At 48.9% G+C, this 18,149-nt stretch carries 16 protein-coding genes; 11 read left to right on the top strand and 5 right to left on the bottom strand.

Annotated features, from left to right (window positions below; translation table 11 throughout):
• The first annotated feature begins 32 nt into the window (after nucleotides 1-32).
• The 6 genes from OEZ43_01515 (at nucleotide 33) to OEZ43_01490 (ending at nucleotide 8,183) form a co-directional block, all read left to right on the top strand.
• Nucleotides 33-2,858, top strand: coding sequence for a 2-oxoglutarate dehydrogenase E1 component (locus OEZ43_01515; protein MDH5544236.1), 2,826 nt, complete (start codon nucleotides 33-35; stop codon nucleotides 2,856-2,858).
• A gap of 21 nt (nucleotides 2,859-2,879) precedes the next feature.
• A complete protein-coding gene (gene odhB, locus OEZ43_01510) occupies nucleotides 2,880-4,064 on the top strand; it encodes a 2-oxoglutarate dehydrogenase complex dihydrolipoyllysine-residue succinyltransferase (protein ID MDH5544235.1) in 1,185 nt (394 codons plus the stop codon).
• Nucleotides 4,065-4,171: 107 nt separating this feature from the next.
• Nucleotides 4,172-5,614, top strand: a complete 1,443-nt coding sequence (gene lpdA / locus OEZ43_01505; GenBank protein ID MDH5544234.1) for a dihydrolipoyl dehydrogenase — start codon at nucleotides 4,172-4,174, stop codon at nucleotides 5,612-5,614.
• Between the two features lie 13 nt (nucleotides 5,615-5,627).
• Nucleotides 5,628-6,797 (top strand): ADP-forming succinate--CoA ligase subunit beta, encoded by a 1,170-nt coding sequence (sucC, locus tag OEZ43_01500; GenBank protein MDH5544233.1) that lies wholly within the window; start codon nucleotides 5,628-5,630, stop codon nucleotides 6,795-6,797.
• Nucleotides 6,794-7,666 (top strand): succinate--CoA ligase subunit alpha, encoded by an 873-nt coding sequence (sucD, locus tag OEZ43_01495; protein MDH5544232.1) that lies wholly within the window; start codon nucleotides 6,794-6,796, stop codon nucleotides 7,664-7,666. Before sucC ends, sucD begins: the two co-directional genes overlap by 4 nt.
• Nucleotides 7,656-8,183, top strand: coding sequence for a hypothetical protein (locus OEZ43_01490; protein ID MDH5544231.1), 528 nt, complete (start codon nucleotides 7,656-7,658; stop codon nucleotides 8,181-8,183). Before sucD ends, OEZ43_01490 begins: the two co-directional genes overlap by 11 nt.
• A 9-nt stretch (nucleotides 8,184-8,192) precedes the next feature.
• Here the strand turns inward: OEZ43_01490 and OEZ43_01485 are convergent, their stop codons facing one another.
• A complete protein-coding gene (locus OEZ43_01485; protein MDH5544230.1) occupies nucleotides 8,193-8,897 on the bottom strand; it encodes a PilZ domain-containing protein in 705 nt (234 codons plus the stop codon).
• Nucleotides 8,898-9,330: 433 nt separating this feature from the next.
• On the opposite strand from OEZ43_01485, the gene OEZ43_01480 reads away from it, so the two are divergent.
• From OEZ43_01480 to OEZ43_01465, 4 genes are all read left to right on the top strand, one after another.
• Nucleotides 9,331-9,543, top strand: a complete 213-nt coding sequence (locus tag OEZ43_01480; GenBank protein MDH5544229.1) for a hypothetical protein — start codon at nucleotides 9,331-9,333, stop codon at nucleotides 9,541-9,543.
• 367 nt (nucleotides 9,544-9,910) lie between these two features.
• Entirely contained in the window at nucleotides 9,911-10,159 is a 249-nt protein-coding gene (locus OEZ43_01475; protein MDH5544228.1) for a hypothetical protein, read from the top strand.
• Between the two features lie 123 nt (nucleotides 10,160-10,282).
• Nucleotides 10,283-10,537, top strand: coding sequence for a hypothetical protein (locus OEZ43_01470; protein ID MDH5544227.1), 255 nt, complete (start codon nucleotides 10,283-10,285; stop codon nucleotides 10,535-10,537).
• 107 nt (nucleotides 10,538-10,644) lie between these two features.
• Entirely contained in the window at nucleotides 10,645-10,944 is a 300-nt protein-coding gene (locus OEZ43_01465; GenBank protein ID MDH5544226.1) for a hypothetical protein, read from the top strand.
• Nucleotides 10,945-10,958: 14 nt separating this feature from the next.
• Here the strand turns inward: OEZ43_01465 and OEZ43_01460 are convergent, their stop codons facing one another.
• The 3 genes from OEZ43_01460 to cmoA all read right to left on the bottom strand — a co-directional run bounded on the left by OEZ43_01460 (nucleotide 10,959) and on the right by cmoA (nucleotide 14,887).
• Nucleotides 10,959-13,085: a tetratricopeptide repeat protein gene (locus tag OEZ43_01460; protein ID MDH5544225.1), complete on the bottom strand. Its 2,127-nt coding sequence runs from the start codon at nucleotides 13,083-13,085 to the stop codon at nucleotides 10,959-10,961.
• A 96-nt stretch (nucleotides 13,086-13,181) separates the two neighbouring features.
• Complete coding sequence (gene cmoB, locus OEZ43_01455; protein MDH5544224.1) at nucleotides 13,182-14,156, bottom strand: tRNA 5-methoxyuridine(34)/uridine 5-oxyacetic acid(34) synthase CmoB; 975 nt, start codon at nucleotides 14,154-14,156, stop codon at nucleotides 13,182-13,184.
• Entirely contained in the window at nucleotides 14,153-14,887 is a 735-nt protein-coding gene (cmoA, locus tag OEZ43_01450; protein ID MDH5544223.1) for a carboxy-S-adenosyl-L-methionine synthase CmoA, read from the bottom strand. The genes cmoB and cmoA overlap by 4 nt, the downstream gene beginning before the upstream one ends.
• A gap of 136 nt (nucleotides 14,888-15,023) precedes the next feature.
• Here cmoA and OEZ43_01445 point away from each other — a divergent pair, with 136 nt between their 5' ends.
• Nucleotides 15,024-17,072, top strand: a complete 2,049-nt coding sequence (locus OEZ43_01445; GenBank protein ID MDH5544222.1) for an EAL domain-containing protein — start codon at nucleotides 15,024-15,026, stop codon at nucleotides 17,070-17,072.
• Here the strand turns inward: OEZ43_01445 and OEZ43_01440 are convergent.
• Nucleotides 17,069-18,145: a PA0069 family radical SAM protein gene (locus tag OEZ43_01440; GenBank protein MDH5544221.1), complete on the bottom strand. Its 1,077-nt coding sequence runs from the start codon at nucleotides 18,143-18,145 to the stop codon at nucleotides 17,069-17,071. The two genes, OEZ43_01445 and OEZ43_01440, sit on opposite strands and share 4 nt — an antisense overlap.
• Nucleotides 18,146-18,149: the final 4 nt, after the last annotated feature.

Below are 18,149 nucleotides of genomic sequence, written 5' to 3'. Positions count from 1 at the left end.
CATATATGGATATCCGGATTGTGTTGTGACGAATGGACGATTTGAATAAATACGCATCGCTAAAAGCATTGTGGGAAAGTTCCCAGCTCTCTGGGGGTAACGCGCCTTACGTTGAGGCCTTGTTTGAGGACTATCTTTCCAATCCTCAAAGTGTGAGTGAGGAGTGGCGATCCTTTTTTGATTCCCTACCGCGAGTGAATGCCAGTGCGCCGGATCAGGTGCATTCGGCGATCAAGGATGTATTTCGAAACTTCAAACCCAGTTATGGCGCCGCCGCGCCTGCCGAGGGTCTGGAAACGCTGAAACAGATGCGGGTTTTGCAATTGATCAATGCCTATCGTTTCCGCGGGCATTTGCGCGCAGGTATTAACCCCCTGGTGAAGCACAAGATTTCTTTTTCTCCATTACCCCGACAAGAGCTCACTGAGGCCGATATTGATAAGACCTTTAGTTGCGGTTCATTAGGTGGTAAGGGAACGCTTACTCTGCGCGAAATTATCGATTTCCTGGAGGTTACGTATTGTGGATCTGTGGGTGCTGAATTCATGTATCTCACCGATCCTCACGAAAAGCGCTGGCTGCAGGAAGAGTTTGAAAAAGAGCGTGGCGCGCGGATATACCCGGTTGAGGTAAGAAAAAAGCTGCTTGGTCTGATCACCGCTGCAGAAGGGATGGAGCGCTATCTACACGTTAAATATGTCGGTCAAAAACGCTTCTCGTTAGAGGGCGCTGAAAGTCTAATTCCGATGCTGGATGAAATTATTCAGCGCGGAGGAAATGCGGGTCTCAAAGAGATTGCTATCGGCATGGCCCATAGAGGGCGTCTAAATGTGCTGGTAAACATCATGGGTAAAGTACCCGCGGAACTATTCATGGAATTTGAAGGCAAGGCCGCGCGCAATGGTGATGCTTCTGGTGACGTAAAATATCACCAGGGTTTTTCATCAAACATCGATACGCCCGGCGGCTCGGTTCACGTAGCGTTATCGTTTAATCCCTCGCATCTGGAGATTGTTGGTCCAGTGGTGGAAGGTTCCGCGCGCGCGCGGCAAGACAGAAGTGATGACAAAGAAGGGATGCAGGTTTTGCCTGTCATCATACACGGTGATGCTGCCTTTGCCGGACAAGGCGTAGTGATGGAAACACTGAATATGTCACAGTCGCGCGGCTATTCGACTAAAGGCACAATTCACATCGTAGTGAACAATCAAATTGGTTTTACCACCAGCAATCAGCGCGACGCACGCTCAACACTCTATTGCACGGATGCAGCGAAGATGGTGAGCGCACCTATTTTTCACGTCAATGGTGATGATCCTGAAGCGGTGTTGTTTGTAACGCAGCTGGCTGTGGATTATCGTATGCGCTTTAAGAAAGACGTGGTAATCGACCTCGTCTGTTATCGTCGTCATGGACATAATGAGGCAGATGAGCCTTGGGTTACACAACCCATGATGTATCGCGCAATTCGTGAGTTGCCTACAACGCGCGCGTTGTACGCCAAGCATCTTGAAGATGTTCAGGTAGTGCCAAGTGGTTATGGCGATAAGATGGTTGTCGATTATAAAGCTGAGCTCGAACTAGACAAGCCCGTGGTGAAAGCCTTGAGTCGTGGTGGGGTTGCCGAAAACTACGCCCACGCGGGTTTGTGGCGACCGCACATCAACAAGCCTTTAGAACAGGACTGCGATACCCGTATCAGTGCCAAGTTGATAAAGCAGTTGGGCGAAGAAATCACCACGATACCGGAAGATTTTTCGATTCACTTCGCGGTCAAGAAGCTCCTGGATACCCGACGTCAAATGGCCAATGGTGAGATTGATGTCGATTGGGGTTTTGCAGAAACCATGGCCTATGCATCATTGGTGAAGGAAGGCTATAACGTACGTTTGTCGGGTCAAGATTGTGGGCGCGGGACTTTCTTTCATCGCCACGCCACCATTCATGACCAGGAAACAGATCGCATACACGTACCTTTGCGTCGTATACGAGGTGCGGAAGGTAAATTCCTGGTTATCAATTCCTTGCTATCTGAGGAAGCGGTGCTCGCATTCGAATATGGTTACTCGTCAACGGATCCTCAAACACTGACGATTTGGGAGGCGCAGTTTGGTGATTTTGCCAACGGTGCGCAAGTGGTCATCGACCAGTTTATCAGTGCAGGCGAACAGAAGTGGGGTCGTTCCAGTGGTCTGGTGATGATGTTGCCTCATGGCTTTGAGGGACAAGGGCCGGAGCACTCATCGGCACGTCCCGAGCGCTATCTACAGCTGTGCGCGCAAAACAATATGCAGGTGTGCATGCCATCAAGCGCTGCGCAGATATTTCATTTGCTCAGACGACAGATGCATATGGAGTGTCGCAAACCGCTGGTAATCATGACGCCAAAGAGTTTGTTACGGCATAAGGCCGCCGCCAGTCCTTTATGGAAACTGACCGATAACAATTTCCTGAACATCATACCCGATACGGCTGATCTCAAAGAGGACAAAGTCACCCGTGTCGTGGTTTGTAGCGGCAAGGTCTATTACGATTTATACGATCATCGCGAAAAACTGGGACGTGACGATGTTGCGATCATGCGTATGGAGCAGCTATATCCTTTCCCAACGCAAGAGTTGAAGAAAGAAATTGATCGTTATCCCAATGCTCATGAGTTCGTATGGGCACAGGAAGAACCAAAAAACCAGGGCGCTTGGTTTACCTCGCAACACCATGTGCGTACAGCCATAGGCAATCGAGGGTATTTGAACTATGCCGGCAGAGATTTTCACGCGGCTCCGGCTTGTGGATATATGTCGGTACATCGAGAGCAATTGGCGAAAATTCTGGATGATGCCTTCAAGGAATTTAAATAGAAAGACTGGAGAGTTTAATCAATGACTGTTGAAATAAAGGTGCCTGTATTTCCCGAATCTGTCACCGACGGAACCATAGTCGCCTGGCATAAGAAGAAAGGCGATGCCGTGCATCGTGAAGAAGTCATTGCTGATATTGAAACAGACAAGGTTGTGTTTGAAGTGCCTGCGCCGGAAGATGGCATTATCGATGAGATTGTTGAGGGCGAAGGTACGGTTGTCGTCTCTGAGCAGATTATTGCGCGTCTCGATACGTCTGCATATGCCAAAGCCAGCGCCGAGAAAAAATCGGAAACGCCTTCACCTCCAGTATCTACTCCACCGGCGGCCAAGGTTCCTGCCGACGTGGATGAAAAGTTAGTGATGCCGGCAGCAAGAAAAATGGCAGCAGAAAAAGGGATTGATACATCCAAAGTCAGTGGCAGTGGCAAAGGTGGCCGAGTGCTGAAAGAGGATCTTATGCCGACAACTGCGAGTTCTGCAGCACCTGTTGCCCAGGTCGGCGCTAGAGAAGAAAAGCGTGTGCCCATGACGCGGCTACGTGCGCGTATTGCGGAGCGTCTTGTTGAGGCGCAACAGACGGCAGCGATACTGACTACCTTTAACGAAGTCAATATGCAGCCGGTCACCGAAATGCGCGCAAAATATAAAGACATTTTCGAGAAGAAGCATGGCGTGCGCCTCGGCTTTATGTCTTTCTTCGTCAAGGCGGCTGTCGAGGCGCTTAAACGATTCCCGGAGATCAATGCCTCTGTGGATGGAAATGATATCGTCTATCACGGTTTCTTCGATATTGGTATTGCCGTTGGTTCGCCACGTGGCCTGGTGGTGCCCATACTGCGCGACGCAGATCAATTAAGCATTGCAGAAATTGAATCCAGGATTCGCGATTTCGGTACGCGTGCAAAAGAAGGGAAGCTCGGCATGGAAGACATCACCGGTGGTACGTTTTCCATCACCAATGGTGGCGTGTTCGGCTCACTGATGTCGACGCCTATTCTCAATCCACCTCAAAGCGCCATACTGGGTATGCACAAAGTTCAGGATCGTCCCATGGCCGAAAACGGTCAGGTTGTGATACGCCCGATGATGTATCTCGCCCTTTCCTATGATCATCGTATCGTCGATGGACGTGAAGCCGTGCAGTTTCTCGTCACCATTAAAGAATTGGTAGAAGATCCAGGTAGGATTTTGCTCGAGATCTAGTTCAGCAGTCCAAATAGGCTGCCTACGTACGGACCTGGGTCAGTCGTTGCTCGATCACAGTCCGCTGTTCCGTTTGATAATTACGCTCAAAGTTAACAGGATAAATCATGTCACAACAATTCGATGTGGTTGTAATAGGTGCAGGCCCCGGCGGTTATGTCGCGGCAATACGTAGTGCACAGCTGGGATTCAAGACCGCTTGCATAGACGGTTGGGTCGATGCAGCAAATAAAGCCTCTCCGGGCGGAACCTGTTTGAACGTGGGATGTATTCCGTCCAAGGCCATGATCGAATCTTCCGAACTATATGAACGCGCGCAACATGAGTTCGAAAAACACGGAATCAAACTGAGTAGCGTCAAACTCGAACTGGACAAAATGCTCGCGCGTAAAGATCAGGTCGTGCGTGAGTTGACGCAAGGCGTTGCGGCCTTGTTTCAAGCGAATAAAATCACCTTTTTTCACGGCATGGGCCAGGTGTCCAGGGACAAAACTATTCGTGTCAATCCGGTAGGCAAAGGCGATGTGCAGCATATCAGCGCAAAAAATATCATCATTGCCACAGGTTCAAGGCCGAGAGAAATGCCACAGGCGCCATACGATCACAAGCACATCGTCGATTCGACAGGGGCTTTATCGTTTGACAGCGTGCCTAAGAAACTCGGTATCATCGGCGCGGGGGTTATCGCACTGGAATTGGGTAGCGTGTGGCGACGTCTCGGCGCTGAGGTGTTTCTTTTGAAATCCAGCAAGAGTTTTCTTCCTGAGGCAGATCAGCAAATCGCCAAAGAGGCGAAAAAGTATTTTGATCAGCAGGGCGTGGAAGTGCGCATGGGCGCCAAGATCAAAACGGTCGAGGTGAAAGCCAACAAAGTCGATATTAAATATGACGACGAAAAAGGATCACATAGCGAAAAAGTCGATAAATTGATTGTCGCAATAGGCCGATCGCCCAATTCGGAAGAGGTGTTTGCCGATGATCTGAAATCACTTGTCGATGAGCGAGGCTTTATTGTCGTCGACGGGCAGTGCCGTACATCAATCAATGGTATTTATGCAATTGGCGACGTGGTGCGTGGTCCTATGCTGGCACACAAGGCTTCCGAGGAAGGTGTGATGGTCGCGGAAATCATCGCGGGTGAACACGCGCACGTAGATCTGAACACCGTCCCCTCCGTCATTTACACCGATCCGGAAATCGCCTGGGTTGGTAAGACGGAAGACGAGTGCAAGAAACAGAACATCGAATATCGGATAGGCACGTTTCCTTTTAGTGGTTGTGGTCGCGCGCGGGCAATCAATAATACTAAGGGTTTGATTAAGATTATCGCGCATGCGAAAACCGATCGCGTGCTTGGTGTACATATTATCGGACCACAGGCTTCGGAGATTATCGCGCAGGCGAAAATTGCGATAGAATTCTCGGCCAGTAGCGAGGATCTGGCGATGACGATGTTTGCGCACCCCACTTTGTCGGAAGCCTTTCATGAAGCGGCGCTCTCTGTACACGGGCGCGCAATACACGCGGTACAGGCGAAAGGCAAACGCTAATAACGGAGACATTATGAATCTACACGAGTATCAGGCCAAGGCACTGTTCAAGGCATACGGAATCGCAGTACCGGAACATCGTGTTGCGTCGAACGAACAGGAAGTGAAGAAGGCGATCGAAGAGCTCGGCGGAAATCGCTGGGTTGTCAAAGCCCAGGTACACGCGGGAGGCCGTGGAAAAGCTGGCGGCGTGAAACTGTTCGACGACAAGCAACAGGCCATTGATTTTGCCAAGAGTCTGCTTGGCACTCATCTCGTGACATTTCAAACCGACGCCAAAGGCCAGCCGGTGAATCAGGTGTTGATTGAATCGCCGTGTGATATTGATCGCGAGCTCTATGTCGGCGCGGTTGTCGATCGCGGCGTTCGTCGCGTTGTATTCATGGCTTCGACCGAAGGTGGAACCGAAATTGAAAAAGTCGCCGCTGAGACACCGGAAAAAATTCTCAAATCTGTTGTACACCCACTAACGGGTATGCAGCCATATCAGTGCCGCGATCTGGGTTTCGGATTAGGTCTCACGCCAGAACAGATCAAGCAGTTTTCAAAAATCCTCATAGGTCTGTCCAAACTCTTCGTCGAAAAAGACCTGAGTCTGATCGAAGTGAATCCGCTGGTGGTAACCAAGAGCGGTGATCTTTTATGCCTGGACGGCAAAATCAATATTGATGAGAGCGCACTATTCCGGCACAAAGACCTTGGCGATTTACGTGACACCAGCCAGGAGGACACGCGCGAGGTCGAGGCAAAAGAATGGGATTTGAATTACGTCGCCCTGGATGGGCAAATCGGTTGTATGGTCAACGGCGCAGGGCTGGCGATGGCGACTATGGATATCATCAAGCTACATGGTGGAAGTCCGGCAAATTTTCTCGACGTTGGTGGCACGGCAACGCGTGAGCGCGTGGCGGCAGCCTTCAAACTGATACTCTCGGACAGCAATGTCAAAGCGGTGCTGGTAAATATATTTGGTGGTATTGTCCGCTGCGACATGATTGCTGAAGGCATAATCGGCGCGGTTAAGGAAGTTAAGGTCAATGTACCGGTGGTGGTGCGTCTGGAAGGAAATAATGCAGACAAAGGACGCGAGTTACTTGCTGCCAGCGGGCTGAGTCTGATCGCAGCGGAAGGTTTGAATAATGCTGCGAAGGCGGTTGTCGAGTCGATTGGAGGTGGCAAATGAGTGTATTGGTAAATAAAAACACCAAGGTGATTTGCCAGGGTTTCACTGGTAAGCAAGGCACTTTCCATTCGGAACAGGCGATTGCTTACGGTACAAAAATGGTTGGTGGCGTTACACCCGGAAAAGGTGGTCAACGACACCTGGGCTTGCCGGTATTCGATACCGTCAAAGATGCCAAGCGTGAAACCGACGCCAACGCGACCGTCATTTACGTGCCTGCGCCTTTCTGTAAAGACGCGATACTTGAGGCCGTCGATGCGGGTATCGAGTTGATTGTGTGTATAACCGAAGGCATACCTACCTTGGATATGCTTGAGGCCAATATGGTGGTACATGAAGCCGGTGCACGATTGATAGGGCCGAATTGTCCAGGAATCATCACACCAGGCGAGTGCAAGATCGGCATTATGCCGGGGCATATTCATTTACCCGGAAAGGTTGGCGTAGTCTCCCGTTCCGGTACCCTGACATACGAAGCGGTAAAACAGACTACTGATCTGAAATATGGCCAAAGCACCTGTATCGGTATAGGCGGTGATCCGATTCCTGGTACAACGTTTATCGATGCGCTGGCATTGTTTGAAAAAGATCCGCAGACCGAAGCGATATTGATGGTTGGTGAAATCGGCGGTACCGCCGAAGAGGAAGCTGCAGAGTTCATCAAATCTAATGTGAGCAAACCAGTCGCTGCCTATATCGCAGGCGTTACCGCGCCTAAGGGCAAGCGTATGGGGCATGCGGGTGCTATTATTGCCGGAGGGAAGGGCACAGCAGCGGAAAAATTTGCAGCCCTGGAAAAGGCTGGCGTGGCCACAGCTAAATCGCCAGCAGAACTCGGATCGACCTTGCAGGCATTGATTGAAAAATAGGATACCTGGACGGCTAAAACGCGCTTTCTCTTGCTTTCTTGTTGCTTGGGCCTACGTCGGCGCCTCGTTTGCTTATGAGCCGCAAATATCGATTGGTGCAGGTGTATCTCAGCTTGAAGACCGTTGGCGCTACAGTGGTTCTATGGAGTTTTATAACGAGAATCTGATGCTCGGTGGCTTTTTGGGTATGTGGCCGCGGCTCGACGTTGATACCGATGGTTCACGCCACGCCTTGTTTGCCAATATTTTTACCGTGGCCGGCATCGTCAACGCGGAATACGGATACACCCACGGACTCGGGCATACTGTCGGTTTGGAATTTAACAGTCGTTTTATTCCCGCTGTCTTTATTCCGAAGCTGAGTCAACGCGGAGAACGTATTGTTCGCGATCTGGAAATATTTTTTCGCGTACACCGACAGTTCGAAAATGGAAATAGATTTTATCAAACCGGTGTGAAACTGGTTTTTCATTTCCCCGGTTTTAAAGTCGTTACGGAAGAGTCGGAAAGTAACTAGCCCTCGGTCTTACAGTCCAACAGCTTTCTGACGTAGCTCTCTATCTCGCTGTGCAATAAAGCGCTCAATCATCACGCTGTAGGCGTTTGCAATATCCTCGATCTCCATGCCGATAATGTATTGGCCTTCGCCGGCTCTTTTGAAATATCGCACTAGTGTGGAGAACTGGGCCTCGCCTAAATCGTGTAAGGTTAGTTCTATCCTCGGGATACTGAAACCTCGCTCCAGATCCAGTTCGGGTGCGCCGTTGGTTAAGACGCGTAAGCCCTTGGCAGAGATATCTAACAGATCTGCGTTGATCGCCTTAAAGCTAGGTATGAAAAGTCGCGCCGATGCGCTTTCTTTCGATACATTCACGCGATAAAAATTGCGCCGCTGCAAATATTCCAGCTGTTCTGGGAAAGATATGCCGTAAGCGGCATTCAGCACCTCAGTGGGGACAACGCGCGATACGAAACGATAGTGTATGCCGTTGTCATGTGCGCTGATAAATAGCTTGTTTGAAGACAACTTGATGGTCTTGCCATTGGTATTACGGAAAAATGAAAGACCAAGCACGCGCTTACCTTCATCGTAGCCAACCACACGTGCTCGAGCATCACCGGAATCCGAAAACTTATTAACGGAAATCGATAGCTCGGCTTTGCGCATTGCGAGTTCGCTCATGCGTTGCATAATTTCTCTGGGAAATGTAAGTATTTGGTAGTCACTCATATCATAAGCCTGTAACCATCATGCGTACCTGTAGGTTATCGTTTAGGCGAGGCGTGAATTATAGGTGCCTAGCGGCATAGGTTTGTAAACTTCTGTTAGCGCTATAAGGAAGAAGCACCTACAACAAGGTAAAAAAAAGTTTCGCTCAGGGCGGAGAGTGCAGTCTAATAAGATCACATATAGTGCTATTTTGTTTGCCCTGTGGTTCTTGGTGACATAAAGACGTGAATCCAAGGGAAAAGATATGAAACAGGGGCTGATTTTCGGTCAATTATTGACCGTATTTTAGACTTTATTAAGCTCAGATGGCGTATCCTGTTGTTAATTAACAAATATTATATTTATCGTAACGATCAATTTTTTTGTTTTTACGCAGGTTGCCCGCCATTGTATATAGCCCTTACGTGTGGCTGTCTGGATTAAAGGGGGAGTTATGCGCGAAAAAGAGCAAATCGACGACGATCTGGAGTTGGATTCAGATGGTGAGACTTCGGACTCAGAGGTTGAAGAGGACAGTACGCCTCAAATAGTGAGATCGGGCTCAATGAACCCGGCGGCTCGTCGCCGGCTGGAAGAGTATCGTGAACGCAAGGCTTTAGAAGACTTGCTTCGAGACGATTTCGATTCCTATTTAGCCGGTATTTAGTCGATGACAAGTCGTAACGCGTGAGGTGGTTGAGTGTCCTCTCTGCCGCCTCCCGTTGCATCTTATCTATGTTAAACCTTCGCATTTCTCTGCAAGTTGTCTGGCCAGTCGCTGAAGTAACACAACAGTTTCCAACGCTTCAGGTTTCTCAAGTCACATCCCGCCGTTTTTTCCGTTTGCGAACGCGCCAATGTGATTGGCGACCGAATTATTCCTTGCCGCTTTTTGGGTAAATTTGAGTAATATTTTCAATGGTTATCATCAGATTAATTCGTTGTACCTGCGAGGGATGCGGGCGCTATACATAATAAGCGGACTTATGTGCCGCGGTGCTGCAATCCATATAGCATAGTTAGGAGACGACGGGATGAGCAAACGTTTATTGATGGTTATATTGGTCGGTTTCTTTATGCCGTCCATGGCTTTCGCGATAGGTGAAGGGGAATCACCAGCAGCGTATTGCGCTGAAGAAGCGCGAGATGTCGGACTGGTCGACGCATCAGAAATTCGCGCATATGTTGAGGAATGTGTTCAACTGATTGCTCAGGAGTCAGGTGAAAATGCTGCACCGGCCGAGCAAAGTGAGACAGGTGACGGTACCGCTAAGTTGGACTAGTTTCACCAGCTAACCGAATGATGCTCTAAGAGAGGCGGCTTTGGCCGCCTTTTTTCATTGTGTTGTATTTACGTTATGATTACTGTGCTGAGCAGTTATAGGTAATCGTAAACGAGGACAGCCATGGTAAACGGGTATTGTCGTGATGTAGAGACGGGGGTGGTGAATGAAGTTTTCGCTATCATTTACGCGCCCAAGCGTAAACGTGATCGCTACCCGGAAAACTGTGTCCAAATACAGGAATCCGAACACGAAGCCTTAAACAATGCAGACCCGACCAAGCACTGGTACGCGGCGAAAGTCGTTGGACCTGCTCGATCTTCTGAGGGCTTGCGCTTGTTTTATCTTGTTGCCTGGCTTTCATCTACTGATGACTGAATCAGAACCTCCTGTGAACTGACTCACTTCTCAATTTCGGCCCAAAGCGTATTCTGGCTATAACAGAGAGCGCAGAAACCGCGTCGAAAAAATGAGAGGGAGTCTTTATGCAAGCCATAACATTTAATGAAATCCAGTTTGAAGGACGCGCCCTGGACGTGGCGCGCGAAGCCGTTCGTATACGGTATGGAACAGCTATTATTTGGTTAAAAGAGCAGGTCGACGCGCAACAGCGTGATCAAATTATCACGCGTTTAATGAATGATGCTGCGGTTGTCGATGTCTTTTTTATGCGTACCAAGCCCAGTCTTTTGAATGTTGAATTTCGAATTGACCGAGTTAGCTATGACAGATTGATTGAAATTGTCAGGCAAGTAGATGCGAACGCCAATATCGTCGGTTATTAAGTGATTGAGTATGGTTAGCGAGTTTGCTTGATATATTGAGACAGCGCGTGACCTACTTCAGTCATTAAGCTTTGCCAATCGCCAGGTGTGGTTTGGCGAAAAAGACGCAGTGACGGATACCACGGACTATCGTCGCGCTCCAATAGCCAGCGCCAGCAACCATCGAATCGTGACAAGACCCACACCGGTTTATTGAGAGCACCGGCGAGGTGAACAACGGATGTGTCCACGCTGATTACAAGGTCGAGATTTTCGATCAATGCGCCAGTATCGCTGAAATCATTTAGTGCGTTTGTTTCATCCACAATATTCACGCCGCCGTTGTCGACAATGGTCTGCATAGAGGCTTCGCCCTTCTGTAGACTGATTAAGGTTACACCAGGGACGGTTGAGAGGGTCTTGAAATCTTTTAGTGAACAACTGCGACGGGAGTCAATGAGGTTATTATCCACGTCATGGCGTCTTGGGTTTCCCGCCCAGGCAATTCCAACCCGAAAACCTGTGACCGTACGCAGACGATCACTCCAGTCCTCTATTTTTGCCGAATCGATTTCGCAATAGGGGACGCTTTGAGGAATTGTCTTTAAGGTTGTGCCAATATTTTTTGGTACGGACATCAGCGGAGAGTAGGTATCAAATGTCGGCAGCGTATCGTCGGGCCCATGGACAGTAGTGATCCCAGGCACAGTCTTAAAAAGTGAGATAAGTGAATTAGGGCATTGCACGATGACTTTGGCGCCAAGTTCGGACAGGGGTTGGGCGTAACGAATAAATTGAATTGAGTCACCCAGGCCCTGTTCCGAAGTCAATAAAATGGTTTTTCCCTTTAGACTTTCACCTCGCCATTGTGCTTGTGCAAAAGAGGGTTTGGTGCCGAGCTTTTGGTTTTTTAGCTCCCAGCGCTTTTCGTATAACTGCCAGCCTTGCGTATAGTCTCCCTTGAGTAATAAGGCCAGTGACTTATTCCAGTAGGGTTCCGGGTTTGCAGGTTCTAGTGCGATGGCTTGATCATAATGTGCTATGGCCTCGTCGGCACGACGCAGGCTTTGCAAGGTCATGCCCATGTTGTTGTGTATCTGAAAATCATTAGGGTGTAATGCGTCGGCGGTTTGAAGAGTCGCCAGAGACTGTTCGAATTCACCTAATCCTTGTTGGACGATGGCCTTGTTGACATAGGATGGCCAGTAATCTTTATCTGCCTCGATGGCTAAATCGTAGTGCTTTAAGGCCTCATCCCATTGCCCCAATTCCTTGTAGGTATTGGCCAGATTGTAGTGTGCACCAGAATGCTGCTTATCAACGGTGATGGCCTGCTGAAACCTTCCTACCGCTTCGCTTGGATTGTTCTCCTGTCTTGCAAGGACGCCCAGGTTGTAATACATGTCTGCATTGAGTGGATTGTCCTGCAGACCTTCCAGATAAGCCTGTTTTGCTCGGCTGATGTGTCCGTTTTGGTAGTGTAATTGCGCCAGGTGCTGGAAGGCCTCACTATTACGACTGTCTGCTTTACATGCACGATCGAGCCATTCGATCGCAGCCGTAATATCCCCTTTGTCCTGATCCTGTAGTGCGTGAGCGATGAGAGTGTTTGAAAGTTCGCGGCGTGCGCGCGGATTTTGAGGTTCCAGTTCCACCGCCTTACCGAAAAGCACCAATGCGTTATGCAAATTCCCCTGGTCCAGGTAGACGCCACCAAGATTGATGTGCGCCTGGGTAAAGTTGTTGTCCAGTTCTATAGCGCGTTTGTATTCGCTGATCGCCTGTTCTTCCTCTTCGAGCTGCAGCAGTATATTTGCGAGATTGTAGTGAGCGTCGGGGTAGCCCGGATCAAGACTTATGGCCTTGTTAAAACAGTCGTGGGCGGCTTCAAGCTCATTGAGCTGCGCGAAGATATTGCCAAGATTGTTATAAAACAGGGGAACGCTATCGTTGAGGTCGACGGCATGGAGCACAAGTTCCCTGGCGACATCGTAGTTACGAATATCGTAGGCCAGCATGCCCAGTAAATGGTAGGCGTCGGCATTGTTTGGGTCGCTTTCCAGCGCCTTGTGGTAATGTTTTTCTGCGTCCTGCAGCTGGCCTGCCTGGTGTGCTTTCAGGCCTTCTTCGATGTGGTCCTGAACCGTTTCTGCTGTCTTCACGCTGTTCACCTGTTTTAGCCTGAGGATTCAAGAGGTAAGCGCTTTTAAAGCAAGCACCGCGCCGAATAGCCTCAGAAAAGTGAATAATTGCCGTTTTTAGGGGCGTGTAGCGAGAAAAACAGCTCTTTTTGGGGCCGGATAGCCTTCGATGGTTAAATTTTGATCAGTCTGGTTTAGAAAGTCTGGCAGGGATTCGCCTGTCATCCAGTTAGTTGGTCGTTGTTCCTCAAGCGTGGTCTGATTGAGATCCACCAGGCGGATATCAGTAAAACCACAGCGCTTGAGCCAGCGTTCGAGTTCAACTGTGCTGGGTATGAACCAGACGTTTTTCATCTTGGCGTAGCGGTCGTCGGGGACGAGCACTTCACCGGCTCCGCCTTCAATAACCAGTGTTTCCAGCAGGAGTTCTCCACCTGGGCGCAGGCACTGGGCGAGTTGTTGCAGATGTTCTATTGGTGACTTGCGGTGATACAGCACGCCCATGGAAAACACGGTATCGAAGGCCTGCATATTTACCGGGAGATCCTGTATGCCCAGAGGCAGGTTGAATACCGATACCTCGCCAATGAAATGCTTGATGGCCTCGAATTGCATGATATACAGCCACCACGGATCTATACCTACCACCAGAGAAGCACCCGCACCATACATACGCCAGCAGTGATAACCGCTACCGGCGCCAACGTCGAGTACACGCCTGCCTTCAAGTGAAGACAGGTGTGGCGCAACCCGATCCCATTTCCAGTCGGAGCGCCACTCGGTATCAATGTGGATGCCAAATATTGAAAATGGCCCCTTGCGCCAAGGCATAAGTGCGCGCAGTTGTTTCTCCAAACGCTGCTGGTCGTACTGGTTAAGTTGCTTTTCTGAACCTATTTCGATGACAGCTTGATTCAACTCGATATGATGTGGACTGAGTGGAGGAAGTGCGTCCAAAATCGTCAACCATCCAGGTAGATTGCCGTCTTTGCGCTGACATACCTGTTCTATGTTTAGGCGGAAGGTATCGCTAAACTTTGCGAGTTTGGCGTCCTGCGCCAGTACCTGATAGAACGCGCCAAAGTCGATCACCGCACCGCCACCAGTGACATGAAATTAAAACACTGAAACCACATATGTGATTGCTGAAAACCGGCTTGAGTAAGTCGAGAGATATGCGCGTCGAGGGTTTCTGGTATAAGCACATTTTCCAACGCTGTGCGTTTCTGACTGATTTCCAGATCGCTATATCCCTGTGAGCGTTTGAAGGCGTGGTGAAGATCGGTCAACATTTGCTGCTTATTGGGATCGTCAAAGCTAATTTTCTCGGATAGCACAAGTATGCCCCCGGGAAGCATGCCAGCGAAGATTTTGTTGATTAAGCGCTGGCGGTCGGCCAGGGGCACGAACTGCAAGGTGAAATTTAGAACCACAAGAGAGGCCTTGTGGATATCGACATCACGTACGTCTGCACACATCAGTTCAACTGGTGTATCAGCCGAGTCTTCCTCGAGCAATGACTGAAATCTATCTAACATGGGCTGCGAATTGTCCACGGAAATAATGCGGCAATTAGGCGCTTTCAAGTGGTGCCGGATGGATAGACTGGCTGCCCCAAGCGAGCAACCGAGGTCATAACAATTACTGTCGGACTGGGCATATTGATCTGCTAACGTCCCGATCATCTGGATAATCGAGGCATACCCCGGGACAGAGCGATTTATCATGTCCGGAAAGACCTTGGCTACCTGCTCGTCAAAGCGAAAATCGACGATTTTGCCCAGGGCTTGTGAGTAGATTTTGTCTATGTCACGGGAGCGCATATTAGTCTTTTCTAAAATAAAGCCGAATATTCTAGTGCAAACCAAAATAAAAGTCTGTAACAGCCCCCCTGAGGTAAAGGAAATCCTTAAGAAGTCGATCTAGACATAGTTGTAACAGTCGCTTTGGTGGGAATTAGTGTTCAAGCTCGTACGCTACTTTACGATAGCCAGTCTGGTAAGCATGGTGGTAGTAGCGACTATATTGGGTTACCTGTACAAGAATATTGCGCAGGAAAACCTCATTTATCTTGGGGAAAGTAAAAACGCTGCCCTTGCCCAGGTATTTGCAAATACCTTGTGGCCGTATTACTCGAACTTTGTCCACGAGCTGGAAGTACTGGAATTTGAAGATATACGCAACCATCCGGTCACGCAGCAGTTAAAACGGGATATCCGTACTGACACCATAGGGCTGGATGTGGTGAAGGTGAAGATCTATACCATCAAGGGACTGACAATTTTCTCAACCGATGCAGCCCAGATCGGTATAGATAAATCGAAAAACCCCGATTTCTTGACCGCTATGGCAGGTGGTCATGCGACGGAACTGGAATACAAGGAAGGGATGCCGGCTATTGATGGCACCATTCGTAATCGCAATCTCATCGCCAGTTACATACCCATACTAAATTTGGACACCGGCAGCATTGACGGCGTGTTCGAGTTGTACTCTGATGTTACCCCTTTATACGGCACCATCCAGAACACTGTGTATTCGATATACGGTATTGTGGTGCTGATGTTTTCACTGCTGTTTTTGGCGTTGTTTACAGTGGTCAAACGCGCCGACACGATTATTGTTGAAAACTACACTTCGTTAGAGACAAACAAGAAAGAGATAGAACAGCGAGCGCTGCATGATGCGTTAACGGGCTTGCCTAATCGGCTACTGTTACAGGACCGACTGGATCATGCAATGCGTCGCGCGACAAGAGAAGAAACACTTATCGCCGTTCTGTTTATCGACCTCGATCGATTTAAACCGATTAACGACAGCCTCGGGCATGCAGTGGGAGACACCTTGTTGGTGCAAGTGGCCAAACGTTTGACCACAGCTGTGCGTGATAGTGATACCGTCTCGCGTATCGGTGGAGACGAATTCGTTGTAATTCTTGAAAATATTTTGCATGTGGACCAGGCGAATGTAGTTGCTGAAAGAATTCTCGATGCGCTTGCACGCCCTATGGTTATCAAAGGCAAAACCTTGTTTGTCACCTCGAGTATCGGTATTACTTTTTATCCGTTTGAGGATGGCGACATCTCCATTGATGAGGTTATTAAGAATGCGGACGCCGCGATGTATGCTGTGAAAAAGGGTGGGCGTAATATGTATCAGGTCTTTTCGCATCGCATGCGTTCTGTCGCTGATGCCAAGGCCGAAGTCGAGCAAAAGCTGCATCTGGCCTTGCCAAACAAAGAATTTGTACTCCACTATCAACCCATACTTGAGACACGTAGCGGCAAGGTTGACGCACTAGAGTGTCTGATCCGTTGGGAAAGTCCACAGTTAGGTTTGGTTAGTCCGCTGCAATTCATTTCCACGCTTGAGGAAAGCGGTGTAATCGTAGAAGTTGGTAAATGGGTTATTCAGGAAGCATGCGCGACGATACGCCGTCTCGAGCGCATGGGGTGTGACGATATACGCGTGAACGTTAATATTTCACCCAAACAGTTTATGCAGGCAGAATTTGTTGAGTCTGTGCATAGCATACTTTTGCAATCCGGCGTGTCGGGTAAGAAGCTGGTCTTTGAGATGACCGAATCTCTTTTGGTGAACGATATTTCACAGGTCGTTCAATCCTTGTTGAAGTTGAGAGAATTTGGTATCTCTGTGGCGATTGACGACTTTGGCGTGGGCTATTCATCTTTGAATTACTTAAAGCGTATTCCCGTCGAGACGCTCAAGATAGACAAAACGTTTATTAGCGAATTGTCCTCTTGCGCGGAAGATGTGGCGATACTCGAAGCCATCGCAACTCTCTCAAAGAGTTTGCAGTTGAAAACGGTTGCCGAAGGCGTGGAAACTGAAGAGCAATACCGTTTTATCCTGCGCAAGGAAATCGATTTTGTTCAAGGTTTTCTCTTGTGCCGACCATATCCGTTCAATGAGCTCATGGAAAAGCTGACCATAAATCGTAGCGGAATATGGCTTTCGAGCAGAATCGGTAAAAGCGGAACGAATTAGAATAACGACATCTGCGGCGATGCGGATTTTCGAAAAATATCGGTACGTAACTCTTCTGTTCTCTCATTCAATCCCAATTTTTTACACTGCAATCGAAATCGTTGAGCAAGCATCTCTGCATAGGGGCCGCTGCCACTCATGCGCGTGCCAAATGCGTTGTTGTATAGTTTCCCCTCACGCATTTCGCGGATGTATTGCAGCACGCGCTCCTGTCGTAGCGGAAAATTTTCAGCAAGCCAGTGTGTGAATATATCCTTTAACTCCCTGGGTAAGCGCAATAACACATAACTAGCCTGTTCGGCTCCTGCATTTTTAGCCGCCTGTAGCATAGCCTCCAGTTCATCTGTATTAATTGCAGGTATCATTGGTGCAAGCATAACCCCAACTGGTATGCCGTTTTCATGTAATGCTGCTATAGTTTCCAGTCGACGTTTAGGACTACTGGCTCGGGGTTCCATGTGACGCGATAAGCTATTATCCAATGAGGTCAGTGATATATACACATGTACCAGGCCTTGTCGTGCGAGAGAGCTCAATATATCGATATCGCGTTGGATAAGTGCTGATTTACTTACGATGGCCAGCGGATGTCTTGATTCTTCCAAAACCTCTAGTATGCGGCGAGTGATGCCGAGCTTGCGCTCTATCGGTTGATAGGCGTCGGTGTTCACACCTATGGCTATCGTCGCAGGGCGATAATTCTTCGCATTCAACTCATCTCTTAATAACTCTGCCGCATTTTGCTTGGCAAACAATTTTCGCTCAAAATCCAGTCCGGGAGAAAGGCCGTGATAGGCGTGTGAAGGTCGCGCAAAACAATAGACGCAGCCATGTTCGCAGCCGTGATAGGGATTTATAGAGCGATCGAAAGGTACATCAGGAGACTGATTATAGCTGATAATGCGTTTTGCTTTTTCAAAGGTGATCGTCGTTTTATTATCGGTTTCGTGCAGATCGCCAGGCCATTGCGGTACAGCGGGAATATGTTGTAGTTGTTCAAAACGACCATCAGCATTGTTACTGACGCCTCGACCCAGCTTAAATGCCTGCGTTTTGTCCTTTTTGGTGTTCATGATC

It is taken from the genome of Gammaproteobacteria bacterium (assembly GCA_029881255.1).
Lineage (GTDB): Bacteria > Pseudomonadota > Gammaproteobacteria > S012-40 > S012-40 > JAOUMY01.
Note: the sequence above shows the minus strand (reverse complement) of the source record. Positions and strands in the feature narration are given on the sequence as shown.

Bases quoted from the DNA above. Each gene is read 5' to 3' on its own strand.
- lpdA (MDH5544234.1), top strand. From the start codon at position 4,172: ATGTCACAACAATTCGATGTGGTTGTAATAGGTGCAGGCCCCGGCGGT.
- sucC (MDH5544233.1), top strand. From the start codon at position 5,628: ATGAATCTACACGAGTATCAGGCCAAGGCACTGTTCAAGGCATACGGA.
- cmoA (MDH5544223.1), bottom strand. From the start codon at position 14,887: ATGCGCTCCCGTGACATAGACAAAATCTACTCACAAGCCCTGGGCAAA.
- sucD (MDH5544232.1), top strand. From the start codon at position 6,794: ATGAGTGTATTGGTAAATAAAAACACCAAGGTGATTTGCCAGGGTTTC.
- OEZ43_01475 (MDH5544228.1), top strand. From the start codon at position 9,911: ATGAGCAAACGTTTATTGATGGTTATATTGGTCGGTTTCTTTATGCCG.
- OEZ43_01465 (MDH5544226.1), top strand. From the start codon at position 10,645: ATGCAAGCCATAACATTTAATGAAATCCAGTTTGAAGGACGCGCCCTG.
- OEZ43_01470 (MDH5544227.1), top strand. From the start codon at position 10,283: ATGGTAAACGGGTATTGTCGTGATGTAGAGACGGGGGTGGTGAATGAA.
- OEZ43_01515 (MDH5544236.1), top strand. From the start codon at position 33: ATGGACGATTTGAATAAATACGCATCGCTAAAAGCATTGTGGGAAAGT.
- OEZ43_01485 (MDH5544230.1), bottom strand. From the start codon at position 8,897: ATGAGTGACTACCAAATACTTACATTTCCCAGAGAAATTATGCAACGC.
- odhB (MDH5544235.1), top strand. From the start codon at position 2,880: ATGACTGTTGAAATAAAGGTGCCTGTATTTCCCGAATCTGTCACCGAC.
- OEZ43_01440 (MDH5544221.1), bottom strand. From the start codon at position 18,145: ATGAACACCAAAAAGGACAAAACGCAGGCATTTAAGCTGGGTCGAGGC.
- OEZ43_01480 (MDH5544229.1), top strand. From the start codon at position 9,331: ATGCGCGAAAAAGAGCAAATCGACGACGATCTGGAGTTGGATTCAGAT.